The sequence below is a fragment of the Thermococcus sp. ES12 genome (assembly GCF_012027515.1).
In the GTDB taxonomy this organism is placed as follows: domain Archaea; phylum Methanobacteriota_B; class Thermococci; order Thermococcales; family Thermococcaceae; genus Thermococcus; species Thermococcus barossii.
Map to the genome: position 1 here is coordinate 292,017 of NZ_SNUP01000002.1, position 21,632 is coordinate 313,648.

Annotated in this window: 26 protein-coding genes and 3 tRNA genes; 14 read left to right on the forward strand and 15 right to left on the reverse strand. The window is 56.0% G+C overall.

Annotated elements, in window-relative coordinates:
• Nucleotide 1: 1 nt before the first annotated feature.
• On the forward strand, nucleotides 2-1,042 hold the full coding sequence (locus tag E3E37_RS06340) for a hypothetical protein (RefSeq protein ID WP_088865379.1): 1,041 nt from the start codon (nucleotides 2-4) through the stop codon (nucleotides 1,040-1,042).
• Nucleotides 1,043-1,066: 24 nt separating this feature from the next.
• Nucleotides 1,067-1,363 (forward strand): DUF2103 domain-containing protein, encoded by a 297-nt coding sequence (locus tag E3E37_RS06345; RefSeq protein ID WP_088865380.1) that lies wholly within the window; start codon nucleotides 1,067-1,069, stop codon nucleotides 1,361-1,363.
• On the opposite strand, the gene E3E37_RS06350 is transcribed toward E3E37_RS06345, so the two are convergent.
• Complete coding sequence (locus E3E37_RS06350; RefSeq protein WP_167716347.1) at nucleotides 1,360-1,995, reverse strand: hypothetical protein; 636 nt, start codon at nucleotides 1,993-1,995, stop codon at nucleotides 1,360-1,362. The two genes, E3E37_RS06345 and E3E37_RS06350, sit on opposite strands and share 4 nt — an antisense overlap.
• A 99-nt stretch (nucleotides 1,996-2,094) precedes the next feature.
• Here E3E37_RS06350 and E3E37_RS06355 point away from each other — a divergent pair, with 99 nt between their 5' ends.
• Both E3E37_RS06355 and E3E37_RS06360 read left to right on the forward strand, forming a co-directional pair.
• Nucleotides 2,095-2,730 (forward strand): class I SAM-dependent methyltransferase, encoded by a 636-nt coding sequence (locus E3E37_RS06355; protein ID WP_167715877.1) that lies wholly within the window; start codon nucleotides 2,095-2,097, stop codon nucleotides 2,728-2,730.
• A gap of 16 nt (nucleotides 2,731-2,746) precedes the next feature.
• Nucleotides 2,747-2,824 (forward strand) — tRNA-Gly (locus E3E37_RS06360).
• A 172-nt stretch (nucleotides 2,825-2,996) separates the two neighbouring features.
• On the opposite strand, the gene lrpA is transcribed toward E3E37_RS06360, so the two are convergent.
• Together lrpA and rlmD are read right to left on the reverse strand one after the other, a co-directional pair.
• The gene (gene lrpA / locus E3E37_RS06365) at nucleotides 2,997-3,422 is read right to left on the reverse strand and encodes an HTH-type transcriptional regulator LrpA (RefSeq protein ID WP_088865383.1); all 426 of its coding nucleotides are present in this window, start codon (nucleotides 3,420-3,422) and stop codon (nucleotides 2,997-2,999) included.
• A gap of 69 nt (nucleotides 3,423-3,491) precedes the next feature.
• Entirely contained in the window at nucleotides 3,492-4,745 is a 1,254-nt protein-coding gene (gene rlmD, locus E3E37_RS06370) for a 23S rRNA (uracil(1939)-C(5))-methyltransferase RlmD (RefSeq protein WP_167715880.1), read from the reverse strand.
• 109 nt (nucleotides 4,746-4,854) lie between these two features.
• On the opposite strand from rlmD, the gene E3E37_RS06375 reads away from it, so the two are divergent.
• Together E3E37_RS06375 and E3E37_RS06380 are read left to right on the forward strand one after the other, a co-directional pair.
• Nucleotides 4,855-5,070 carry a helix-turn-helix transcriptional regulator gene (locus E3E37_RS06375; RefSeq protein ID WP_088865384.1) on the forward strand — a complete coding sequence of 72 codons (216 nt, stop codon included), beginning with the start codon at nucleotides 4,855-4,857 and terminating at the stop codon, nucleotides 5,068-5,070.
• Between the two features lie 52 nt (nucleotides 5,071-5,122).
• Complete coding sequence (locus E3E37_RS06380) at nucleotides 5,123-5,956, forward strand: MinD/ParA family protein (protein WP_167715883.1); 834 nt, start codon at nucleotides 5,123-5,125, stop codon at nucleotides 5,954-5,956.
• On the opposite strand, the gene pyrE is transcribed toward E3E37_RS06380, so the two are convergent.
• On the reverse strand, nucleotides 5,912-6,472 hold the full coding sequence (gene pyrE / locus E3E37_RS06385) for an orotate phosphoribosyltransferase (protein WP_167715885.1): 561 nt from the start codon (nucleotides 6,470-6,472) through the stop codon (nucleotides 5,912-5,914). The two genes, E3E37_RS06380 and pyrE, sit on opposite strands and share 45 nt — an antisense overlap.
• A gap of 106 nt (nucleotides 6,473-6,578) precedes the next feature.
• On the opposite strand from pyrE, the gene E3E37_RS06390 reads away from it, so the two are divergent.
• The gene (locus E3E37_RS06390; RefSeq protein ID WP_088865387.1) at nucleotides 6,579-7,322 is read left to right on the forward strand and encodes a PrsW family glutamic-type intramembrane protease; all 744 of its coding nucleotides are present in this window, start codon (nucleotides 6,579-6,581) and stop codon (nucleotides 7,320-7,322) included.
• Here E3E37_RS06390 and E3E37_RS06395 read toward each other — a convergent pair.
• From E3E37_RS06395 to E3E37_RS06415, 5 genes are all read right to left on the reverse strand, one after another.
• Nucleotides 7,306-8,985, reverse strand: coding sequence for an ATP-dependent DNA ligase (locus E3E37_RS06395; protein ID WP_088865388.1), 1,680 nt, complete (start codon nucleotides 8,983-8,985; stop codon nucleotides 7,306-7,308). The genes E3E37_RS06390 and E3E37_RS06395 overlap by 17 nt on opposite strands.
• Before the next feature lie 43 nt (nucleotides 8,986-9,028).
• The gene (locus tag E3E37_RS06400) at nucleotides 9,029-9,931 is read right to left on the reverse strand and encodes a pantoate kinase (RefSeq protein ID WP_167715888.1); all 903 of its coding nucleotides are present in this window, start codon (nucleotides 9,929-9,931) and stop codon (nucleotides 9,029-9,031) included.
• Between the two features lie 67 nt (nucleotides 9,932-9,998).
• A complete protein-coding gene (locus E3E37_RS06405; RefSeq protein ID WP_167715889.1) occupies nucleotides 9,999-11,594 on the reverse strand; it encodes a Na+/H+ antiporter NhaC family protein in 1,596 nt (531 codons plus the stop codon).
• 310 nt (nucleotides 11,595-11,904) lie between these two features.
• Complete coding sequence (udg, locus tag E3E37_RS06410; RefSeq protein WP_167715892.1) at nucleotides 11,905-12,492, reverse strand: type-4 uracil-DNA glycosylase; 588 nt, start codon at nucleotides 12,490-12,492, stop codon at nucleotides 11,905-11,907.
• A 9-nt stretch (nucleotides 12,493-12,501) separates the two neighbouring features.
• Nucleotides 12,502-12,861 carry a hypothetical protein gene (locus E3E37_RS06415; protein ID WP_167715895.1) on the reverse strand — a complete coding sequence of 120 codons (360 nt, stop codon included), beginning with the start codon at nucleotides 12,859-12,861 and terminating at the stop codon, nucleotides 12,502-12,504.
• A gap of 159 nt (nucleotides 12,862-13,020) precedes the next feature.
• Here E3E37_RS06415 and tes point away from each other — a divergent pair, with 159 nt between their 5' ends.
• Both tes and E3E37_RS06425 read left to right on the forward strand, forming a co-directional pair.
• Nucleotides 13,021-14,796 (forward strand): tetraether lipid synthase Tes, encoded by a 1,776-nt coding sequence (gene tes / locus E3E37_RS06420; protein ID WP_167715898.1) that lies wholly within the window; start codon nucleotides 13,021-13,023, stop codon nucleotides 14,794-14,796.
• A 9-nt stretch (nucleotides 14,797-14,805) separates the two neighbouring features.
• Nucleotides 14,806-15,111 (forward strand): DUF3213 domain-containing protein, encoded by a 306-nt coding sequence (locus E3E37_RS06425; RefSeq protein WP_167715901.1) that lies wholly within the window; start codon nucleotides 14,806-14,808, stop codon nucleotides 15,109-15,111.
• 10 nt (nucleotides 15,112-15,121) lie between these two features.
• Here the strand turns inward: E3E37_RS06425 and E3E37_RS06430 are convergent, their stop codons facing one another.
• Nucleotides 15,122-16,588: a DUF2139 domain-containing protein gene (locus E3E37_RS06430; RefSeq protein ID WP_167715905.1), complete on the reverse strand. Its 1,467-nt coding sequence runs from the start codon at nucleotides 16,586-16,588 to the stop codon at nucleotides 15,122-15,124.
• 89 nt (nucleotides 16,589-16,677) lie between these two features.
• Between E3E37_RS06430 and E3E37_RS06435 the strand changes: the two genes are divergently transcribed.
• Nucleotides 16,678-17,025 (forward strand): CidA/LrgA family protein, encoded by a 348-nt coding sequence (locus E3E37_RS06435; RefSeq protein WP_167715907.1) that lies wholly within the window; start codon nucleotides 16,678-16,680, stop codon nucleotides 17,023-17,025.
• On the forward strand, nucleotides 17,022-17,696 hold the full coding sequence (locus E3E37_RS06440; RefSeq protein ID WP_167715909.1) for a CidB/LrgB family autolysis modulator: 675 nt from the start codon (nucleotides 17,022-17,024) through the stop codon (nucleotides 17,694-17,696). Before E3E37_RS06435 ends, E3E37_RS06440 begins: the two co-directional genes overlap by 4 nt.
• On the opposite strand, the gene E3E37_RS06445 is transcribed toward E3E37_RS06440, so the two are convergent.
• The gene (locus E3E37_RS06445; protein ID WP_088865398.1) at nucleotides 17,658-18,101 is read right to left on the reverse strand and encodes a Tfx family DNA-binding protein; all 444 of its coding nucleotides are present in this window, start codon (nucleotides 18,099-18,101) and stop codon (nucleotides 17,658-17,660) included. The two genes, E3E37_RS06440 and E3E37_RS06445, sit on opposite strands and share 39 nt — an antisense overlap.
• 172 nt (nucleotides 18,102-18,273) lie before the next feature.
• Nucleotides 18,274-18,351 (reverse strand) — tRNA-Tyr (locus E3E37_RS06450).
• Nucleotides 18,352-18,427: 76 nt separating this feature from the next.
• Here E3E37_RS06450 and E3E37_RS06455 point away from each other — a divergent pair.
• Entirely contained in the window at nucleotides 18,428-19,009 is a 582-nt protein-coding gene (locus E3E37_RS06455) for a hypothetical protein (RefSeq protein WP_167715911.1), read from the forward strand.
• Entirely contained in the window at nucleotides 19,006-19,566 is a 561-nt protein-coding gene (locus E3E37_RS06460; protein ID WP_167715913.1) for an aldolase, read from the forward strand. Before E3E37_RS06455 ends, E3E37_RS06460 begins: the two co-directional genes overlap by 4 nt.
• Before the next feature lie 35 nt (nucleotides 19,567-19,601).
• Here the strand turns inward: E3E37_RS06460 and E3E37_RS06465 are convergent, their stop codons facing one another.
• The 3 genes from E3E37_RS06465 to E3E37_RS06475 all read right to left on the reverse strand — a co-directional run bounded on the left by E3E37_RS06465 (nucleotide 19,602) and on the right by E3E37_RS06475 (nucleotide 20,856).
• Complete coding sequence (locus E3E37_RS06465) at nucleotides 19,602-19,853, reverse strand: UPF0147 family protein (RefSeq protein ID WP_014013138.1); 252 nt, start codon at nucleotides 19,851-19,853, stop codon at nucleotides 19,602-19,604.
• Nucleotides 19,854-19,961: 108 nt separating this feature from the next.
• A complete protein-coding gene (gene cobO / locus E3E37_RS06470) occupies nucleotides 19,962-20,489 on the reverse strand; it encodes a cob(I)yrinic acid a,c-diamide adenosyltransferase (RefSeq protein WP_167716349.1) in 528 nt (175 codons plus the stop codon).
• Nucleotides 20,490-20,779: 290 nt separating this feature from the next.
• Nucleotides 20,780-20,856, reverse strand: a tRNA-His gene (locus tag E3E37_RS06475).
• Between the two features lie 137 nt (nucleotides 20,857-20,993).
• On the opposite strand from E3E37_RS06475, the gene E3E37_RS06480 reads away from it, so the two are divergent.
• A complete protein-coding gene (locus E3E37_RS06480; RefSeq protein WP_167715914.1) occupies nucleotides 20,994-21,632 on the forward strand; it encodes a hypothetical protein in 639 nt (212 codons plus the stop codon).

Here is a 21,632-nt window from a genome sequence, read left to right on the forward strand (position 1 = left end):
AATGAGGAGGAGTCTGGCCCTTTCACTCATCTTCACGGTTCTCCTTTCGTTCCTTTCCGGTGTCTGTGCCGACTACCTTGGGGCAGAGAGCGTTGACTTTCACGTTTTAGCGGTGTACGGCGATTCGGCCGTTCTCTCACTCGTCTATGTCCCATATTCCACTTCCATGAGCGGTGCGCTCGTTCCCACCGGGTACTTCCACTACAACTTCTACGTGAACTCGACCGGGGCGTATTTCATCGGTGGATCATTGGACATGCCGGTCGTTTACTGGTACAGAGGATTCTACTACGTTTTTGCCCCGAATGACGGGATGGTGGATGTCTATAGAATGGGTGAGGACTGCTTTGAGAGGGTCACATCGGTGAAGACGAATCTGGAAGGTTCGCCCAACTTCGCCGTGGCCGTGCCATACCTGGTGGTCCAGGTGTCCGAGAACGAGCTCCTTGCCATCAATGTCGCCAGAAACGCCACCGCCGGAATCCTCGACCTGAGGGAAACAGAGAGCGGCACATACTTCAGAGGAGTAACCGTAGTCAAGGGCTCGTGGGGCGTTGAATTGAAGGGGGACGAACCGGAGAAGCCGCCGAAACCGTTGAATACCGAGGTAGCCGACGGAAAGCTTAAAATTCCTGAGAAGGGGGTAGAGCTATCCCTCCGGGCCGTTGCCGAGCATCTGTGGGATGCCAAGGAAGCGGGTCATCTCAGGGCGTATGAACTTGAGAACGCGATTCTGTTGGTACCACCGGACGTTACGCACTACTTCGCCCCGGATGCCAATTCCACGGGCGAAATGCTGGCCTTTGGAAACGAGAGCGTCTCCGTTCGCGGGATTTCGGAGGTTTCCGTTCTCTACTACGATGGAAGCATTAGGGCATTTTCCCTCGGGGAGGCCAGGGGGAGCAGGTTCGTGGTAACGGTCGATAACGTGACGTTCAGCCGGTGCGAGGTGCCGAGGACGTACGCCCTCGAGTTCTGGGTGGCTGTTGTCCTGCTCGCACTTATAGGCTTCACCTGGTTCTTCACGGTTAGAAAAGGCTAAAAGCATCCCCTCGTTCCTGACACCATGCCGAGGCACTTCAAACGGGGCGTCAAAAGGGAGCACCACTTTCTCAGGGGACTTGAGAAGCCCCTCGAAGAGATAGCCCAGATTCCAGGAGTTAAGAAGGTGATTCCTGGCAGGATTTACGCGAGCGATTCCCGGGGGTTCGAGATCAAGGTGACGAGGGAAACACCGACCGGCCTGAAGCTCGTCGCCAAGAGCGACGGCTCCGTCCAAGAGGTTTTCTTGGTCGTGGACAAGGCCGACAGGGAGAGGGTGAGAAGGGAGGTAGAGGGGCTGGCAGAGAAGTGGAGGGACTAAAGCTCCTCCTTCCCCTCGAAAAACGCCTCAAGCTCCTCGTCGCTTATCCCGTCGTCCGTTTCTGTGTAGCCCAGCTCCCTCTTCTGGAGTTCTATCAGGCCGGGCGTGAGCAGGAGCTTCCCGTCGAGCTTCGGAACCGCGTAGTGGAGCGTTATCTCGCTGAACTCATCCAGCTTTATCGTCGGGTTCAGCTCGTACTCAATCTCCTCCAGCCTCATGCCCCCGGCTATGAGCTTTGCAACTATCGCCGAGCCGTCTATGGAGAATTGCACGCTCCCGATGTGCCTGGCCTTTGCTCCTTCAATCTTCTCGGTTATGAACTTCTTGGTTTTCCCCGTGAACTCGAAGTCTCCGAGGATTCCACCGACGACTATTATGCTGTCCTCCTCGATGTCCTCCGGCTTGAGCTCCTCGTCGGCGAAGGGGTCGAGGATTATGAGCTTCGAGCGATCGAAGGGAAACTCCGTAACGCTCTGGCTCAGGACGCTTCCCAGCTTCGCCAGTTCCTCCCTCTCCTCCGGCAGAACGTTCGTGAATATCAGCTTTTCTCCCCACCACTCGCTCGCGTGCCTGTATTCGAGGAGAACCCAGTCACGCAGCTCCTCAAGGTGCTCTATGAGCAGGTACGGCATGAGCATCACCACGCCCGCTTTGCCCTTTGGCCTTAAAAGCCTGCCGACTCCCCAATCCTGCCCAGCAAGGGTTTTAACGGGAAGTGGAGAGCCAGGTTCATGGGCTTCCGGGAGAAGTACGCGAGGCTGGGCGAGAGATACGATGCCCTGGAAAAACCTCTGGATAGGTTCTTCTGTCCGCTCAGGAAGAGGGCGGCAGAGTTTGTCAAGGGAAAAGTCTTGGAGGTCGGTGTAGGCGTCGGGAAGATGCTCCCTTACTATCCCCCCGACATTGAGCTCCACGCAGTTGACGCAGTGCCGGAAATGGTCAGGATAGCCGGGAAAAAGGCGGAAGAGCTCGGATTGAACGCAAACTTCTACGTTATGGACGCCGAAAAGCTGGAGTTCCCAAGCGGGAGCTTCGATACCGTCCTTTCAGCCTTCGTCTTCTGCACCGTCCCGAACCCGGAAAGGGCTATGGCCGAGATACACCGCGTTCTTAAGCCTGGCGGAAGGGCGATCTTCCTGGAGCATACGAAGAGCGACTGCCGGCTTTTGAACTGGCTCTTCCTCAAGCCCCTCGACATTCTCCTTGGGGTGCTCCTCGACGACAACACACTGAGGGAAACTCACGTTCTTGCGAGAAAATACTTCGAAATCGAGCACGAGGAGAGCCACTACAGGGGCATAGTAAGGCTCATCGTTGCAAGGAAGCCCGGTGAAGAAAGTAAAGCTTTTAAAGACCGGGGGGCTTAATATTAGCCGGGCCAGGGCGGTGGTAGTCTAGCCTGGTCTAGGACACCGGCCTCCCAAGCCGGTAACCCGGGTTCGAATCCCGGCCACCGCACCATAATTCTTTCCGTCCATGTATTCCGGCAGTCCTATCCAAGGTCAGTAAAACCGTTGTACCGCCCGGGACACGATAACGGTATCAGCCCTAGTCGAAAACACCAACGAGATTCCGGCTGAATACACCGCCGAGCTTAAGGTGAATTCTTTCAAGAGCAAAAAGAAAGAAGAGCTCACTTAAGCTTCTCAAGGATTATCGCCGGACAGACCTTGGTAACGCCGTCTATCTTGCCTATCTTGTTGGAGATTATGTCCGAAAGGTCCTCCCCATCCTTGGCCCAGACCTCGGTCATTATCATGTGGTCACCGCTGGTGAGGTAGACGCTCCTCACGAACTCGAACTCCTTCAGCTTGCTGGCCACTTCGAATATCTTCTCGGGAAGCGTGTCAACGCCAGTCAGGCTGACGAGGTTGTAGCCGAGCTTCGATGGGTCCACCACGACGGTGTACTGCTTTATGACGCCGGCCTCTTCGAGGGCCTTGACCCTCTTCCTGACTGCGGTCTCGCTTATGCCAAGAACCTTGGCTATCTCCGTGAACGGAGTGCGGGCATCCTTGGTGAGCATCTCGATTATAATCCTGTCCCTTTCATCAAGCATTTTTCATCACCTCTGTTTACAGTTATGCAGACTAGGTATATTAAGTTTTTGAACCTGTTGGTTCTAAAGTTAAACCTTGAGTTTAAGTTTGACAACCGTCTCCACGTGAGGCGTATGAGGGAACATGTCAAGCCCAACGACGGTCTCTACCGCGTATCCCTCCGATAAAGCGTCGAGATTGTCCCGAAGAGTCTTTGGATTGCAGGAGACGTAAACGATGCTTTGCGGTTTGTCTTTTAAGATTTTCTTTATCAGTTTGGGATGCAACCCCGCCCTTGGCGGATCAACGATTACCGTCTCGTATTTCGAAAGATTTTCGACGTCCCTATCCTCACCGACACGGAAGGTTGCCTCAACGCCGTTCAGCTCGGCGTTCCGATTGGCCATCTCCACCGCGAAGGGGTTCGCCTCGATGCCCTCAACCGAAAAACCCCTCTTCGCCAAGTAAATGCCAAACGTCCCAACGCCGGAGTAGAGGTCGAGAATCCTCTCCCCATCCACTAGCCCCGCCACCTTCCTAACCAGGTTAACCGCCTGATAGCTGTTCGTCTGGAAGAAGCTGTTGGGGTGGATCAGGTAGGTGACATCGTCGAGGCGCTCCCTTATGAACTCTCCCTTCCAGAACCTCTCAACGTCGCCGTAGGAGACGTCACTCGGCGTCCTGTTGACGCTCCAGTAGATGGAATCGGCGTAGTCGAAGTACTCGGGAAAGTCCTCGGGAAGCTTCCCCTCGGAGGTGACCAGATTGATCATCAGCTCACCTGTGAACTTGCCCTCGCGGATGACGATGTAGCGCAGGAACCCCTTGTTCTTCCGTATCTCATACAGAGTGGGTGTGTGGTCTTCTATAAACTCTCTCAAGGACTTGAGAACCCTCCTGCTGGATTCACCAAAAACGGGACACCACTCGATGTCAACCGCGTCCCACCAAGTGCCGCGCCTCCTGAATCCAATCCCCGCTGTCGAAACGACAACGTCAATGCGGTTCCTGTGACCGTATATCTTCGGAGACGGAATAACTTCGACGTCAAATCCTAAAATCTCCCTCAATTTGTCGGATTTAAATCTGACCTGCTCCCTGTACGGAAGGTGCTGAAGGAGACAGCCACCGCACGTTCCGAAGTAGGGACAACCCGGCTCGGTCCGGTTTGAGGAGGGTTCCACGACGTCAAAATCGGTGGCTATGAGCCTTCTCTTCCTTCTCCGCCATCTCCTGACTTCCACAACATCACCCGGTGCGGTGAACGGAACGTGGATTTCCCTCTTCCCAAGCCTCACCACGCCCAGGCCTTCCATATCGAGTCCTTCGACCACTCCCCGCATGGTTTCCCATCCAGCGGCTGCCTTATAAACCTGCCTTTTGTACATGTGCCGAACTCCGCCCCAGAAGGTTTATTTAGTAGGAGGAAGTAATTAGATATCGGTGCCCTTGATGTTCGGCAGGCGTAAGGATGTTGTTTACAAGACCCTTGCTACCAAGAAAAGGGCCGTGGCGCTTCAGGCACTAAGCGCCGAACTTGAAACTCCAATGCCTGCGGTTCTCAAAACAGTTAAGCAGCTTGAATCCGACGGCCTGGTGGAGGTTTTCTACGGCCAGAAAAAGGCTTCAATAATGGTCAGGGCCAAGACAATAGAGGATTACCTCTGATTCCTTTCAATAATTTTTGTGGGAATAAGGGGAACGAACGGAGGGCTAGAAGGTGGTGTCAGTAGTCATAACCGGAAGGGGCGGGGCAGGAAAGACCACAATGACTGCCAATCTGAGCACCTACTTCTCCAAGAACGGTTACAGAACTCTTGTCATAGATGGCGACCTGTACCTGCCGAAGCTGGCGTTCCATTTCGGCATATACAATCCCGTTTACAACCTCCACACCCTCCTAAAGAATCCGGAGATGCGGGTGCTCAACGCGGTTTACCACGATGTGAATACGGGAGTTGATGTCCTTCCGGGGAGTTCAAGGCTGTACGACGTCCTTGACCTCGACAACAAGCGCCTCAGAGACATCGTGAGGGAAATCTCGGCCAGATACAGGATGACTATAATAGACTCCCCGGTCGGAATACCCTTCGACACGATATCAACGTTCAGGCTCGCCCAGTACCAGATCATCATACTCGAGATAGAACGCTGCCCGATACACTCGGTACACCGGATGGTGGAGAACGAGGTCATCAAGCTTAAGACTCTCGGCGAGGCCTACGGTTTAAAGGTGGGCGTAATCATCAACAAGGTCAGGGAATCCTCTGCCAACGTCGACGACGTGGTGGACTTCCTTGAGTACAGCGTTGACGTCCCAGTCGTGGGCATAATCCCCTACGATTACAAGGTTCCCGAGGCCACCAATATGGGCCGGCCAGTTCTGGATTACGCGCCCCACGCACCTGCCTCAAAGGCCATCAGCGAGGCCGGCTCTGTTCTGGACGAGTGGATATTCGGAAGGAAGAAAAAGGAGGGTTTCTTCCACAGGCTCTACGAGGCCATAACCTCATTCCTGCACTCCGGAAGAGCGCCTGCGGGCAAAAAGCTCTGAAACCGTGACAAGGGGTATGAACCGGTACTTCTCCCCTATTCTCTCGGCAGCGCCTTCCTCCCTGTCCACCACCACGCTTATGGCGACTATCTCCGCCCCGGCATTCTCAAGAACCTCGGCCGCGCGCAGAACGCTCCCGCCGGTAGTCGTCACGTCCTCGACCAGGAGTATCCTATCGCCGGGGTTCACTTCACCCTCAATCTGGCTCCCGGTGCCGTGCCCCTTGGGCTTCTTCCGGACTATGACGAGGGGCTTTCCGGTTTCCAGCGATAGCGCCGTTGCTATCGGTACCGCCCCCAGCTCCGGGCCGGCGACCCGGTCGAACTCTATGCCAAGCGCTCTGGCCTTTTCGGCCATCAGGCTCGCGATTATCCTCAGCGCCCTGGGATTTGTGGACAGCTTCTTCACGTTGATGTAGTAGTCGCTCTCCCTGCCGGAGGTGAGAACGAAACGGCCGAAGAGCACCGCCCCCTCGGAGAAGAACATGTCTATGAGTCTGGTCTTTCCATTCTCCATCTTGAACACCTTCGTGTAAATTTTGTGACAGTTCCAGAGGAAAATCCACACGAGATTTAAAAAAGTTGGGGCCAACTTTAATAAGGCAGGACGGTAAGAAAGTACCATGCTCACACCGGAGAGGGTCATCGAATACTACTTCGGAATCATAACGGTGGTCGGGGGCCTGTCCGTTCTTCTGGCGATCAGGTACACCCTCCAGAGGTGGCGCTCCTTTCCAGAGAGCGGCTGGAAGGTTCCCTCGTTCGCCCTCGGGCTACTGGGCCTCGTCATGGCGTCAATCCTTGAGGCGCCGTTACTGTTTCTCAAGACGTGGATTGCGCTGGCCTTCGCTGCCGGGATAATCGAGGAGTCTGTGAAGCTACTGCCCCTGAAGTTCTTCGGGCGCTCGCCGGAATGGGAGAGGTGGAAGCTCGTCATCGGAGCGGGCCTCTTCCTTGGCATTGTGGAGGGGATATTTTACACCGCGGGAATCTTCGCCCTCAACCAGCCGGCATACCTCGTCGGGGTCAGAATCGTCCTGATGGGACTTCATGCCACCTGGGCGGCAATCACGGTTGGCTTCCTGCTCGGAGAGAGGGAATGGAAGCGCTTCGCCGGGCTGGCCTTCTCAATGATTGCCCACGCCCTCTACGACCTCCCCTCCCTGGCCATGGTGGACGGCTATTCGGGAAACGCGATCGCTTACCTGGCGGGCCTCTCGACAGGCTTCCTTCTCGCGACCCCGCTCATGGCGAAGAGGGCCGCCGAGCTGGCCGGAAAACTGGTTCCCGAGGAAGGCGAAGAAACGGGCAAAATGTGGGAAAACGGTGAAGAAACTGAGGAAAGCGAGGTCACCTCTTCGCCTTGAACCTCTCCTGGAACTCGTAGAGCTGGGCTATGCGCTCAATTGTGTCCGCCTCCTCCGGGCTCTTGTCCTCCCTCAAAGCGACGTAGCGCGGGAACCTCAGGGCAAAACCGCTCCTGTACTTGGGGCTCTTCTGAATCTCCTGGTAGGTAACCTCGATGACTATCTTAGGCTCTATCTCCACGAACTTGCCCTCCTCGCGGACTATGAGTGGCCTGAGCATTCTCGTGAACTCCGCCAGGTCCTCGTCCGTGAATCCGCTTCCCACCTTTCCAACAGGGACGAACTCGCCGCTGTGCGGGTCGAAAGCGGCCACCAGGAAGGAGCCGAGGAGGTGTGCGCGCCTTCCCTCGCCCCATTCCGCGCCGATGATGACGAGGTCCAGGTCCTCCATGGTGGGCTTTATCTTGAGCCACTTCTTGCCCCTGTTCCCGGGCTCGTAGACGGAATCGAGTCTCTTGGCCATCAGCCCCTCGTGGCCGAGCTCAAGGGCTTTCTTGTAGAACGTCTCCGCCTCGTCTGCACTTCCCGTCACAAGCTGCTCCGCCAGCCTTATCTTCTCGCTCCCCTTCACAATTTCTTCAAGCCGCTTTCTGCGCTCGGAGAATGGGGTATCAATCAGCCCGTCCCCGTCAACGTAGAGAACGTCGAAAAGGTTCAGCTCCAGGGGAATCTTCTCTATCATCTCCTCGATGTTGTACTTCCTCCTGAAGCGCCTGAGAACGTACTGGAATGGCCTCGGCTTTCCGCCCTCCCCGACGGCAACGAGCTCACCCTCGACGATGACCTTCTCGGGCTTCAGGCTTTCAAGCACTGCATTGACCATCTCCGGAATGGACTTCGTAACGTTCTCCAGCCTGCGGGAATAGATGATCACCCTCTCGCCGTCCTTGTGAACCTGAACGCGAGCGCCGTCGTATTTGATTTCAAACGCCGCCTTCCCTCCCATCTCAACAAGCGCTTCCTTCACGTTCGCCGCGTTTTGAGCGAGCATCGGCCTTATCGGCTTTCCAACCTGTATGCGAACCTTCGAGAGCCCCTCGTTACCCTCAAGCTTCGCAACCTTTGCCACGTATCCGAAGTCGCTCGTGAGCATGTAGGCCCTCTCAACCAGCTCCGCCTTTACCTTAAAGGCCTCGGCTATGGCGTCCCTCAGGAGACCCTCGGCAACGCCCGTCCTCATCGTCCCGAGGACAGTTCTGGCCAAATACTTGCCCTCCTCCGGCTGGGCGTCCATGAAGATGTTGGCGAGGTACTTCAGCTTTTTATCCTGGCTCCCCTGCCCGCTGGCCTCGGCTATCTTCACGAAGGTGTCGTAGACGCGCTTTATCGTCAGCGGCTGGCTGAAGAAGCTCTTCTGCTTCTTCCTCTTGAGCGCCAGGGCAACGCTCTCTCCAAGGTCGCCGGTGTCCTTGATGGAGTTCTCTATCTCCCTCTCCGGAACGCCGGTGGCCATGGAGACGGCCTTTATGAGGAGCTTCTCGCCCACACCAAGCTCCCTCTCGTCCCAGTCCGGGAAGACCTTGCCGAGGATGAGGTAGGGAATTATCTCAAGGAGCTCATCGGGTGTCTTCTTGAGGAAGTCGGCGACAAATTTTGTCTTTAGCGTCTTGAGGGTAGTTTTTTCCAGGCGTTTGTAAAGGTCGGCCAGTTCGGAGTACCTCATACTCACCACCTGAAATGGAGTTGTCACAGAGGGATAAAAGGGTTTAGCCAACCCACCTGCCAACCTTCGGCCTGCCCTCATGGATTCCGGTCACGTCGTAGGGCAGGTCGAGGTCGGAGAGGAGGTTTATGGCGTTCTCCACCTCGTCCTCCCTGAGAAGGGCGAAGAGGCCCCTTCCGAGCATTATCATTGAGCTGGGGGTGGAAATAACTTTATCCAGCTGCCTCGCCAGTTCAAGAAGTTCACCGCTCAAAAGGCCGGTCTTCTCGGCGAACCCCCTCGCGAGGGCCATCATGCGCTCGGGCCTCGGATCCTTGAGAAGGTTTTCGAGGGCGAGCTTTCCCTCGCGCTCTATTGCATCAACCACGTCCCCGTCCAGGACTTCCCTTGTCGAGAGTCTCCCCAGAGGGACTACAAGAACCCTGTAGTCCTCAAAGAAGAGGTTGTCCACCACGCCCACCCCGGGGCCTCCAGCCCTAACGCGAACCTCTATGCCGCCGGAGAGCTGGGCTATGACATCGCCGAGGCCGCCCTTATGCTTCACCTCGGCCTCGTGGGCAAGCTGAGAAGCTTTAAGCCACGTCCCGCCGAAGGCGTAGCTCAAAGCTAAGGCCGTTCCCAGGGCACCACCGGCGCTGTTCCCGAAGCCGTGGCCGTTCGGGAAGTCGAAGTACTGCCAGATTTCAACCTCGCCGAGGAAGTCGTTGGGAACGAGCCTCTCCGCGACGGAGTAGCTGATTATTGCCTCTTCCCTCTTCACGGGCTCGCCGTTGAAGGCGATGTGGATGTGCCTCTCAAGCGTTCCGGTCTCGATGCTCGCGAAGACGTTGGTCCCCTTGTCAAGGTTTATCCCGGCCCCAAGGGAGCCAGCCTTTAACGGGTCATCGTGAAACACCGGTACGAAGAATGCCGTTATATGCGCTGGAACGAAGGCTCTGACGAGCAAGCTTTCACCTCCAAGAAGAGTACTCCCTCGGCCTTTTAAAAGTGGCGAGAAAGGAAAAAAGAAAATTTCAGTCCTCGGCCACGTAAACCGGAACCTTGCCGTGTGGTATCCCGTACTTCTTGCCGTACCACTCGCTCAGGAAGTACCATGCTCCGATGAGGAGTACAAAGCCTAGGGGTAGGAGCACTGCCCAGCTGTGAACACCGAAGCCGAAGAGCAGGTAGAGTATTATGCCGACGCCCGATGCAGTTACCGCGTACGGCACCTGCGTCGTGACGTGGTCGATGTGGTCGGAGCCGGAGAACATCGAGCTCATGATCGTCGTATCGCTTATCGGGGAGCAGTGGTCACCAAAGATACCGCCGGCGAAGACCGCACCGATGGCCGCGAAGACCTCCGGGCCGACGTAGCCGGTGACGCCGTAGGCGAGCGGTATGGCGATGGGCAGCATGATGCTGAAGGTTCCCCAGCTGGTTCCAGTCGTGAAGGAGATGAACATGGAGATGAGGAACACTATCAGTGGCACCCAGCTACCGGTAACGCCGGCGCTCTTGGCGAGGTCAACGATGTAGGGAGCGGTTCCAACCGCATCTGTGGCGCTCTTGATGCTCCAAGCCAAGAGCAGTATCGTGTTGGCTATGACCATCTGCTTCATTCCGCGGACGATGGCGTCCTCAGCCTCCTCGATGGTCATGCGCTTCATGGCAAGCACGAGGAAGAACGCCACCACGACCATGGCAAAGGAACCCCAGAGAAGCGCAAGGGCCGAGTCGGAGTTTCCAAGAACCTCCATGAGACCACCTTCGGCATAGGCCTCGCTCCCGCCGCCGGTGTACCACATGCCGTAGAGGGTGACGAATATCAGCGTCAGTATCGGCCAGATGAATATGTGGACGCTGCCGTCCTCCTTCGGCATGCCGAGGTCAATCTCGGTGGTCATGAGTGGCTTCGCGCCGTCGCGGAGAACCTTGCCCTCCGTCCTCGCGCGCATCTCTGCCTTGAGCATCGGGCCGTAGTGCCTGTGGGTGAAGGCCACGATGAAGACTAGTATTATCGCGAGTATCGAGTAGAACCTGAAGGGAACGCTGTGCATCCACGCGACGTAGGCGCCGTAGTCAACGTTGAGGTCCTTGAAGGCGTCTCCTATGAGACCGACCTCGTAGCCTATCCATGTCGAGACTATTGCCAGCCCCGCAACCGGTGCCGCGGTTGAGTCGTCTATGTAGGCAAGCATTTCACGGGAAACCCTCGTCCTGTCGGTGATGGGCCTCATGGTGTTACCGACTATGATGGTGTTTGTGTAGTCATCGAAGAATATGAGCACGCCGAGGAGCCATCCCATAACCGAGGCTCCCCTGCTGGAGCGCACCTTGCTCGCGAGGGCACGGCCTATGGCCATCGCTCCTCCGGACTTGTATATAAGGCCAACGCCGGCACCGATGAGGAAGTCGAAGAGGAGTATCTTGACGTTCCAGTCATCGATGGCGTTGCCGACTATCCAGTCGAGGGTCTGGGTGGTTCCCGTCACCGGGTTCCAGCCGGAGACCATTACGCCTCCAATCCAGACACCGGCGAACAGAGCCAGGATAACCCTCTTCGTCCATATCGCCAGGATAATAGCCACCAGCGGTGGCAGCAGAGACAGCACTCCGAAATCCGACACGGTTTCACCCCCACCTAAATATCATGCCTTGGAATCCTTGGGTGGAATATAAGGTTTCCTGAAAAGTTTTTGACACAATGACATGTTTCCGAAAATCCCGTGGGTCGTTTCCATACATTTGAACCGGGTTTTCTGCATTCTGATGAATACTGGTGTACCCCTGCATTAATGCATGCTCTCAGGTACAATAATGCGCACCAATACCATAAAAATCTTTCCCAGAAAAGCTTCAGTAAAGAAACTTTAAGGCTTAAAAAACGCTAGGAAAGGCGCACTCACTCGGAAGAGTATTTGAAAGTTGAAGGACCTTTCATAATTGGCCCTCTATCAGCTCTCTAAGCCTCTGAAAGTCCTTCCTTAGCTCCTCCTTCAGTGGAGGTCTGTAGAGGGCAACGGCCGGGTGATACATCGGCATTATGACGAACTTCCCGAATAGGGTGCGAGCCTCAAAGGTCTTTCCGTGTATCTTGCTTATCGGCTCGGGCTCAAAGCCGAACTTCTCCAGGATGTACCTCATGGAGTGCCTGCCGAGCGGGACTATGACCTTGGGCCGGATTATGTCTATCTGCCTGTCCAGGTAGGGCGAGCAGGCCCTTATCTCCTCCTCCGTCGGGTCCCTGTTCTCTGGCGGCCGGCACTTGACTATGTTGGTTATATACACCTCATCCCTGCTCAGACCTATCTCAGCCAGGAGCTCGTCAAGAACCTTTCCGGCCCGTCCGACGAAGGGCAGGCCCTTCTGGTCCTCCCAGTAGCCGGGGGCTTCACCAACGAACATCACCTTGGCGTCGTAGCTACCGGAGCCAGGAACGGGGTTGGTTCTGAGTTCTCCGAGCGGACACTTCCTGCAGTTCCTTATGCGCTCTTCGAGCTTTCTCATGGCCTCTTCCTTCCCCATGGGAACACCTCATCTCTTGAGTGCGAGCGTCTTTTGGCTTAAATAAGCCTTGAGGAACTCGACCCAGGCGGTGTAGTAGCCCTTCTCGTACTCATCGCGGAACTCGTGCTCCAGGATACTCTGAAAGTGCCTCAGCAGTCCCTCGGCCTTTTCCCTGTCATGCTCGCTGATCAGCTGGACTATGAGGGCATCGGTGTCGTTGTCTTTGAGGGCGCTCATAAAGCCGTTTATCGCCTTACCGTAACCTCTGCCCCACTCGTCCGAACCCGCCATCTTCTGGAGCTTCTCCAGGTGGGCCTTCGCCTTGGTGAAGTCCCTCCTCAGCAAAGCGCGAAGGAACATCTCCATCCTCATTTCTCTCGCCGGCATCTAACCACCGGAGTAACTTTGCCCGTGTGCTTTTAACCCTTAGCCCGTTACCCAGATGTGGGGCATAGATATGCAGGAAAATCTTCATATTTACGCAAAAGTTTTTATACCTGGTGATTGGATAAATGACCAAAGACAAAAGTTGGAGAGGTGAGTAGCATGGCAGAGAGCGTTGGTGAAGTGCCCAGCGGCGAAAAGGAATTCAACCAGCTAACAAGGAGGATCAGGGACATAATCGAGTTCCCCGAAATAAGCGAGGAGCAGTTCGAGGAGATGCTCAAAAAGGCCAGCAGGGCCTACGGCGGACCGCTGCCGCACAGAACGTACTCGCTCTGTCCCGAGACCAGGAGGGTCGTCCCTGCCCTTGTATGGGAGAAGGATGGTAAGGTCTGGATAACGAAGCGCTGTCCCGAAGGTATGATAACCGATGTGTATTACGAGGATGTTGAGCAGTACTATCGCTTCCAGAGGTGGAGGTTCGACTTCAAGCTCATGAGCACCAACGTTGACGCTTCCGGCGTCAACTGCCCCCTGGACTGTGGCCTCTGCGCGAGGCATCGCTCCCACACCAGTTTGCTCAATATAGTGCTCACCAACCGCTGTAATCTGAGCTGCTGGTACTGCTTCTTCTACGCAAAGGAGGGTCAGCCGATCTACGAGCCGACACTTGAGCAGATTCGGATGATGCTCCGCAATGCCAAGAAGGAGCACCCAGTCGGTGCCAACGCCGTCCAGCTCACCGGCGGCGAGCCGACACTGAGGGAGGATCTCATCGAGATAATCAAGATTGCCAAGGAGGAAGGCTACGACCACGTCCAGCTCAACACCGATGGAATAAAGCTCGCCTTCGAGCCGGAGCTTGTTAAGGCGGTAAGGCGGGCGGGAGTTAACGTTCTCTACCTGAGCTACGATGGAATGACGCCCCAGACCAACTGGAAGAACCACTGGGAGATTCCGCTCATCTTCGAGAACGTGAGAAAGGCCAACGGGCCGGGAATAGTCCTCGTGCCGACAACCATAAGGAACGTCAACGACCACGAGCTCGGTGCGATAATCAACTTCGGCCTGAATCACCTCGACATCGTCAGGGGTGTCAACTTCCAGCCGATTTCCCTCGTCGGAAGGGTTCCCAGGAAGGAGCGCCAGAGATTCAGGATAACGATTCCGGGGGCAATAAAGCGCATAGAGGAGCAGACCAACGGAACCATAGCCATGGAGGACTGGTACCCGATTCCAATAGCCGGTCACATAGCCCGCTTTTTTGAGGCCTTCACCGGCTCGCGCTACTACATGACCAGCCACTACTGCTGTGGTGCCGCCACCTACGTCTTCCTCGACCGCGAGAACAAGAGGGTCGTTCCAATAAGCAGGTTCCTGGATGTTGAAGGCTTCGTAGAATACCTGGAAAGCAAGGCCGAGGAAATCGAGGAGTGGAAGAACCTCGGAAGGCTCCAGAAGCTCAAGCTCGGTGCGGAGATTTTCGTCAAGTTCAAGAGCTTCTACGATGACAGGTACGCCCCCAAGGGACTGAAGGTGCTCGACCTCATAAAGAACGCCTTCATGTACGGGAACTACGATGCACTGGGTAAGTTCCACATGAACTCGCTCTTCCTCGGAATGATGCACTTCATGGACGAGTACAACTACGACGTCGAGAGGGTGGAGCGCTGCGTCATCCACTACGCCATGCCCGACGGAAGGATAGTGCCGTTCTGTACGTTCAACGTGATTCCAGAGCTTTACCGCGACAAGGTGCAGGCCCAGTTCAGCTACACCTGGGAGGAGTGGAAGGCCCTCCATCCGGACTGGGAGTACCAGAAGGACAAGTACATCAGGACCAGGGAGTTCGTGGAGAGCATGAAGAGCAGCGAGCTTTACAGAAAGACGTACATCGACATAGAGGACTACTTCGGAACGATAAAGACGAAGGAGTGAGGTGGTGGCATGACGGTCAAACCTGATAAAAGGCTCACCAAGCTGTTCCTCAGGTTCGGAAGCATAGACTGGGAGAGGGCAACGGCGAAGCAGTACGAACTCCTGAAGGACGAAAGGGTCTGGAGGGCTTTCATCAACGGCTACGCCAAGAACGGCTTCGTGATATTCGACGAGGAAGCCCTTCCCAGGGAGGAGCTCCTCAAGAGGCTCGGCGACCTTGAGCCGGAGATAGTCAGGGAGGAGAGCGTAACCGTCGGGGAGCTCATAGAGTCCAGCTACTCATGGAACAACATCCTCGGAAAAATGGAATCGTGAAGGAAAGAACTCACCGAAGCTCTATCCTTACCTTTCCTTTCATCTCCGGTTTTTCCAGTTCAAAGCTCACGATGCCGCTGAAAGAATCCAGATCGAGTATATTCTTGCCCCTCTTGACTTCGAAGGTTTCGCTAACAGCCTCTCCCCCAGGGAGTGAGAGGTCGTACTCGTGGACGGTCAGCCTGTTGTCCCCGCTCAGGTAGAGAACCATCCTCGGCTCGCGGTAGCCGTCCAGGGGGATTCCTCCAAAGGTTCCGGCCCCCAGGTTCTTCGCCATGCTCGGGAGTGCCAGCGGAAGGGAGAAGCTTACCGTGGGGGGATTTTCCTGGATAATCTTTTCATCGAGAACCACAATGTCCCTGTTGCCGGTGTCGAAGGGCGTCGCCTCAGTTGAGCCAGTGTTTGGAGTGGTGTTGGTGGCAACGAGCAGCTTCCCGTCCATTTTCTCTATGCTCGTAACCCTGGCCCCAAAGGCCCCCACTATCTTGACCATAGGCGGGGAGAGGTATACCAAAACGCTGGGGCCCGGTATGGTGTTCGTCGAAGTCCACTCCATGCCCCCTGCATGTGAGTCCCGCCTGTAAACCGCGTCGTGGTGGGCGTTGTAGGCCGTGAGGATTCCTCCCCCAAGGTTTATCGCGTTCACCCTGAAGGGGGCGTAGAAGGTGTAGAACTCGAAGAGGCGGAAGAAGCGGAAGTCCTCGCCCATAAAGGGGTTTCCCGCTATAACCCCACCGCGAACGAAGGCGAAGGCCCTGTTGTAGGCGCTCGCCAGGGGGCCGTACTCGGGCCTTATGTATGGCCGTCCGTCAACGCTCTCACCGGGCTTGAAGGCACTCCACCTTCCCCCAATAAGGTCGAGGGCCCGTATCTCCCTCAGCCCCTCAGTGAAGTTGTTGCCGATGCCAAAGAAGGCAGTATCATGGACTATCGTCCCCTTGAGGGATGGCTCGTGAATCAGGGCCTCGGCCTTCCCGGTCCTTCTGTCAAGGGCGTAGATTCCGAGGTTTGCATGACCGTCCTCCCTCGCAATGAGGAGCCTGTCGTTGGCGGGGTCGTAGAGTATATCTCCCACCTCGCCAGCCCAGTCGGTCTCATGGTGAATGGAGTCCTTCCAGAGGAGCCTTATGGAGTCGTTCTCGGTGTCGTAGACGTGGACGTGGGAGTACTTGTTGTGGAAGAGTATTCTCCTCTCCTCGCGGTAAACCGCGGGGGCGTGAACCCAGCCGCCGAAGTATATGAACTCGTCAACGGCCTCGACCGCGTTGTAGGTGTCGCCACCGCTCGTCGGGGCATCCCCGAGGAGGGTGAAGTCGTAGACCTTCTCGTCGCCGGTCTTCACGTCGATGAAGTGCGCTTCGGCCTCGAAGGCGAGGGCGTAGTATAGGACACCGTTGTGGTACCTCAGCCCGAATATCCCACCGCTGCCCCACTCCGGACCGTATCTTGGGGGAAATCTGTAGTCCCTCATGAGCATTGTATCACCGTAGGTGTTGCGCATTAGGGACTTATTGGCCTTTCGCATCATCCGGGATGCTTTTATACAGAGACATCTTAAATTGAAGCATGAGGCCCTACCGCGGACTGGCGATAATATTCGGCTTCTACGCCCTGGGTGAGTTCACGAGCTTTGCCCTCAACCTCACGATACCCGGGAGCGTGCTCGGCATGCTCTTCCTCCTGGGGGCGCTCCTCACCGGTGCCATCAGGCTGGAGTGGGTTGAAAACGAGGCCGAGCTCTTCGTCAGGAACATGAGCGTCATGTTCGTGCCTCCCGGCGTCGGGATAGTCACCTACATCGGCCTGATAAAGAGCCAGGCGGTGCCGATATTCGGGGCACTGGTGATAAGCTTCGTTGTAACGCTCCTCGTCACGGCGAAGACCGTCGACCTCCTCAGGAGGGATGAAATGTGAACCCGCTGGGAATAACCCTCACCCTGGTGGTCTTCTACCTGTTCTCGGAGCTCCACTCCAGGAGAAGGGCGTTCTACACGAACCCGGTTCTTCTCTCTATAATCACGATAGCGGTTATCCTGAAATGGTTCGGGATACCCTACGGGAGCTACATGGACAGCGCGGTTATACTCAAGTTCCTGCTTGGGCCGGCGGTGGTGAGCCTCGCAGTTCCAGTCTACAAGGGCAGGGACACTATAAGGGCATACTCAAAGGAGATAGCCCTGGGAATAGCCGTCGGTGGAACTGTCGCAATCCTCAGCGCCTTCTACATCGCTAAGCTCCTCGGCGGGAGCGAGGAGGTTCTCCTGAGCATAGCACCGAAGAGCGTTACAACCGCGATAGCGATAGGCATAAGCGAGAAGATAGGGGGCATTCCAGCTTTAACCGCGGTTCTCGTGATACTCACCGGGATAATGGGCAACGCCATCGGCCCGGAGCTCCTCAACCTTGCGAGGGTGAGGGACAGAATAGCCCGCGGTCTGGCGATGGGCGTGGGCTCGCACGGCCTCGGAACGGCGAGGATAATCCTTGAGGATGAGCTGGCGGGGGCGGTAAGCGGCCTTGCTATGGCCCTGAACGGCGTCTTCACGTCACTCCTGCTTCCCTACCTTATCGAAATCCTCAAGTAGGCACTCGCTTATCCTGAGCCTGTCCTTCGCGTCAAGAAAAAGCGTGAAGTCGCGCTTCGCTATCCTGTCGCTTATCGGGGCATGCTCCACGAGGAAGGCTATTATCTCGGCGGTGCTGTAGGGAACCTTAAGTCTCAGCTCATCCGCCTTTCTGAAGAGCCTCTCCGGGACCGTGAAGATGTCCTCACCCTTCCTGACCTCGACGCTTATCTTCGAGTTTATCTGCTCCCAGATGAGGAGCGTGTTCCTCGCCTTCTCAATCTTCTCAAGCGCTCGTCTCTCAAGGATGCTTATGTTTGCCCTGCTCGTGCCAAGCATCTCCGCAATCTCACTCTGCTTCAGGCCCCTGGCTCGCAGGCGGAGGATTCTAATCTGCTGCTCGGTGAGAAAGCTCCGGTTCCCCATTTTAAACACCAGAGTTTAACACGGCGCCAAAGATTAAAAAGTTTTTTCCCGCAAAGATGCCACTGCGAAGTACCAACTCTCAAAACCGGCCACGCATAAAAGTCCAACGATTCCCAGCGAACACGAGAGAACCCGACAGATTAAGGTTTCAGAAGACACTTTAGAATTCTGGTGGTCCCGCGGCCCGGATTTGAACCGGGGACCTGCGGATCTACAGTCCGCCGCCGCTCCCAGGCTAGGCTACCGCGGGACCCTACAGTCAGCCCGTTCCATAGTGCCCCGGGTAGGTTTATAAATTTTTCTCCCGAGTTAATGGAGGTGGGAACATGAAGCTCTACGAACCCGTTACTCTCGCCATGCCGCTCGCAAAGGAGATTGGAGAGTTCATACGACGGAAGGGCAGGCTGCCAAGCGGCGACGAGCTTCGCGAGATGCTGAAGGACCTCGGCCCTGAGGAGGTCTGTCTCGACAGGGGGCTTGGGGTTTACAGGAGTAAATTTCTGATAGCGCTCGTCTTTCCGAGGGAGGAGACCATCGTGATCGATGTGATTTCCTCCAGCGGTGAACTCAGCGACGCGCTGGAGGTCATAGCCTATCCCGATAAAAAGCTCGAAGCCTTCGTCGTTGAGATACTCCCGACCAACGACCTGGAGTACGAGGGCAACGTTGGAATCGAGCCGATAATCATAGACGGGGAGACGCTTGAACTTGAGAGCAACCCGGTTCTGGGCCACTTCGAGGAGGATGAGGAGGGGCTCTTCCTCGTCATCGACGGCAAAACCTACGAGCGCTGGAGGGGTGAGGGAGACATCCACACCTGCCCGATATGCGGCGGGGAGCTGGCATGGAAAGGGGAGAAGGCCTACTGCCAAGACTGCGGCTACGGCGTGAAGGTGGTGAGAGGATGAGCAGGGCCATCAAAGCCCAGCTCGTGAAGTACTCCCGGCTGGCCCACGAGAGGGGACTTACGGCAGCATTTGGAGGAAACATGAGCATCAGAAAAGGAAACCTCGTCTTCATCAAGGCCACCGGAGCGGTGATGGACGACATGACGGGGGAACAGATTGCCGTAATCGACATGAAAGGGAGGCAGGTCTCCGGCGTGAGGCCCTCCTCCGAATACAGGCTCCACCTGGAGATCTACCACAAGAGGCCGGAGGTGACGGCAATAGCGCACCTCCACCCGCCGTATTCCATAACCGCCTCCACCATCATCGATGTCGAGCTTCCCATAATAACCCCCGAGGCCGAGATATACCTGAAGAGAATCCCGATAGTGCCGTTCAGGCCCGCTGGAACTGAGGAGCTGGCCAGGATTGTCGCGGAAACTATATGCCACTCCGACGCCGCCATCATGGAGAACCACGGCATAGTTACCGTGGGGAGGAGCCTGAGGGAGGCGTTCTACAAGGCAGAGCTTGTGGAGGAGAGCGCCAAACTGTGGTACCTAAGCAGAAGAGACTGATCAAACGCAGGAAATGAGCGGGAAAAGAAAAACGCTCACTTGACCTGCTCAAGGGCACCGAGGACCTCCCAGATGATCGTCCTCGTGTGCATAGGCATGTTCGGGTCCTCGCTTATCTCCTCGAGGATCGCTATGGCATCGGCCGCTCTAACGGCCGGCTCCTTGCTCTCGTCGAGGAGGGCCTCTATGGCCTGCTCGGCGGCGCGCCTTATGTTCCTGGGAACAACGGTGTCCTGGACGACCTGCTCCTTGAGAACCTGCACGATCTGACCGATGAGCTCGCTCATTCTATCACCCCCTTTTCTAAAGAATTGTTACTAAAACCTTCCCGGATTATCTTAAGCTCTCCTAACTAAAAAGCTTTTCGGTCAACGTCGAAAGGAAAAGGAAGGAGGTCAAAACTCCACGCCCCTCCTCGCGAGAATCCCCCTCTGGTAGGGATGCTTGACTTCCCTCATCTCCGTCACGTAGTCGGCCAGCTCAAAGAGCTCCTCCGGGCAGTAGCGGCCGGTTAGAACTAACTCGGTGTGAGGGGCTTTGCTCTCGATGAGCCCCCTGACCTCATCAACGTCGAGCATGCCGAAGCCGAGGGCAACGCAGATCTCATCGAGGATCACCAGATCCCACTCGCCGCTTGAGACGACATCCTTCGCGCGCTGAAGAGCTTTTTTGGCCGCCTCTATGTCGTCCGGCTCCGGCTTCCCGTGGACGAACTTTGGCAAACCGAAGGACTCTATGACCGTGCCGCATTCGGCTATCTTCCTCTGCTCGCCGTAAACGTCTCCAGCTTTCATAAACTGAAGGATTATCACCCTCCCGCCGGAGCCGAGCATCCTCACGGCGAGGCCAAATGCCGCGGTGGTCTTCCCCTTCCCGTTGCCGGTGTAGATATGAACCAAGCCGAGCTTGTCCTTCCACGACATACCATTCACCGGATGGATATAATTGCCAGGGGTTTTAAGGGTGTTGGGCATGTTCAGGGAATTGGTCAAACTAGTGAACATCCCATCATTAGTGACGGGCCGTCACTTCCACAGTATGTAGGACGGCCGGGTACTAGACACATCAAAGGGTTCACCATTTCTCCCACTTTTTTCAGTATCCGCCAGTTTAGAAGGGTACACCCACAAAGGGGCCTTGTGATGAAACCCCCAGACAGTAACGCCAGTGGAGTTGGCTTTGGAAGCTTTTTATTCTGGGAGAACAGTAATTCTGGGGCCGGGGCCGGGATTTGAACCCGGGCTAGGGGATCCACAGTCCCCTGTGCTGACCAGGCTACACCACCCCGGCCATCGCTAAAAGCTTTTGGGTTAGCTTTATAAAGTTTTCGACGGAACGGGCTGAAAGAGGGAGCTGAGACCTTTTACATACCATAACCAGGCGCTGAGGCGAGATTTAACGCGGGAAAGAGCAAGGAGGGTTTGAATATGAAAGCCAAGCGCGAAGCCCTCGTGAGCCTCTTCACGGCGATGAGAGAAGGAAAGGTCGACGGAGACATAACCGACCTCCTCCTGCTGATCAACTCGATTAACGGCATCTACACGACCTCGTCCTGCTCCGGGAGGATCGGCATAATAGAGGAGCCCGACCTCGGGGCGAAGCCCCTCGCGAGGTGGCTGGTCAAGGTTCACAGGCCGATGGAGTTCGAGGAAGCGAGGGAGGCGCTGAAGAAAGCGAGGGAAGGCCTCATCTTCCTCAAGAGCCAGCCCCCGATATTCCACGTCGTCGCCGAGGACATGGAGAGGGCGAAGAGACTGCACGAGCTCGGCCTCGCGAGCGGCTTCAAGTACACCACCTTCAAGGTCGTCTCGAAGCGCCACCTCGTGGAGATAAACGCCACCGAGTACCTCACGGCACCACTCGGAAGGGACGGAAAAATTCTCGTGGGCGAAGAATACCTCCGCTTTGCGGTTGAGCTCGGAAACAGCATGCTGCGCAGGAGCAAGGGGAGGTTACCGAGGCTTGAGGAGAACTTCAGGAGGCTGAGGAAAGAGCTTGGAGAAGACGAGATTTTCTACGAACTGGCCGAGAATTACAAAATAGAGGAAAACTGGAAGCTGCCTTAG

What these genes read in the sequence shown, in the direction of transcription:
- E3E37_RS06340 (WP_088865379.1), top strand. Translation starts at nt 2, where the DNA reads ATGAGGAGGAGTCTGGCCCTTTCACTCATCTTCACGGTTCTCCTTTCG.
- E3E37_RS06345 (WP_088865380.1), top strand. Translation starts at nt 1,067, where the DNA reads ATGCCGAGGCACTTCAAACGGGGCGTCAAAAGGGAGCACCACTTTCTC.
- E3E37_RS06350 (WP_167716347.1), bottom strand. Translation starts at nt 1,995, where the DNA reads ATGCCGTACCTGCTCATAGAGCACCTTGAGGAGCTGCGTGACTGGGTT.
- E3E37_RS06355 (WP_167715877.1), top strand. Translation starts at nt 2,095, where the DNA reads ATGGGCTTCCGGGAGAAGTACGCGAGGCTGGGCGAGAGATACGATGCC.
- lrpA (WP_088865383.1), bottom strand. Translation starts at nt 3,422, where the DNA reads ATGCTTGATGAAAGGGACAGGATTATAATCGAGATGCTCACCAAGGAT.
- rlmD (WP_167715880.1), bottom strand. Translation starts at nt 4,745, where the DNA reads ATGCGGGGAGTGGTCGAAGGACTCGATATGGAAGGCCTGGGCGTGGTG.
- E3E37_RS06375 (WP_088865384.1), top strand. Translation starts at nt 4,855, where the DNA reads ATGTTCGGCAGGCGTAAGGATGTTGTTTACAAGACCCTTGCTACCAAG.
- pyrE (WP_167715885.1), bottom strand. Translation starts at nt 6,472, where the DNA reads ATGGAGAATGGAAAGACCAGACTCATAGACATGTTCTTCTCCGAGGGG.
- E3E37_RS06390 (WP_088865387.1), top strand. Translation starts at nt 6,579, where the DNA reads ATGCTCACACCGGAGAGGGTCATCGAATACTACTTCGGAATCATAACG.
- E3E37_RS06395 (WP_088865388.1), bottom strand. Translation starts at nt 8,985, where the DNA reads ATGAGGTACTCCGAACTGGCCGACCTTTACAAACGCCTGGAAAAAACT.
- udg (WP_167715892.1), bottom strand. Translation starts at nt 12,492, where the DNA reads ATGGGGAAGGAAGAGGCCATGAGAAAGCTCGAAGAGCGCATAAGGAAC.
- E3E37_RS06415 (WP_167715895.1), bottom strand. Translation starts at nt 12,861, where the DNA reads ATGCCGGCGAGAGAAATGAGGATGGAGATGTTCCTTCGCGCTTTGCTG.
- tes (WP_167715898.1), top strand. Translation starts at nt 13,021, where the DNA reads ATGGCAGAGAGCGTTGGTGAAGTGCCCAGCGGCGAAAAGGAATTCAAC.
- E3E37_RS06425 (WP_167715901.1), top strand. Translation starts at nt 14,806, where the DNA reads ATGACGGTCAAACCTGATAAAAGGCTCACCAAGCTGTTCCTCAGGTTC.
- E3E37_RS06430 (WP_167715905.1), bottom strand. Translation starts at nt 16,588, where the DNA reads ATGCTCATGAGGGACTACAGATTTCCCCCAAGATACGGTCCGGAGTGG.
- E3E37_RS06435 (WP_167715907.1), top strand. Translation starts at nt 16,678, where the DNA reads ATGAGGCCCTACCGCGGACTGGCGATAATATTCGGCTTCTACGCCCTG.
- E3E37_RS06445 (WP_088865398.1), bottom strand. Translation starts at nt 18,101, where the DNA reads ATGGGGAACCGGAGCTTTCTCACCGAGCAGCAGATTAGAATCCTCCGC.
- E3E37_RS06455 (WP_167715911.1), top strand. Translation starts at nt 18,428, where the DNA reads ATGAAGCTCTACGAACCCGTTACTCTCGCCATGCCGCTCGCAAAGGAG.
- E3E37_RS06460 (WP_167715913.1), top strand. Translation starts at nt 19,006, where the DNA reads ATGAGCAGGGCCATCAAAGCCCAGCTCGTGAAGTACTCCCGGCTGGCC.
- E3E37_RS06465 (WP_014013138.1), bottom strand. Translation starts at nt 19,853, where the DNA reads ATGAGCGAGCTCATCGGTCAGATCGTGCAGGTTCTCAAGGAGCAGGTC.
- cobO (WP_167716349.1), bottom strand. Translation starts at nt 20,489, where the DNA reads ATGTCGTGGAAGGACAAGCTCGGCTTGGTTCATATCTACACCGGCAAC.
- E3E37_RS06480 (WP_167715914.1), top strand. Translation starts at nt 20,994, where the DNA reads ATGAAAGCCAAGCGCGAAGCCCTCGTGAGCCTCTTCACGGCGATGAGA.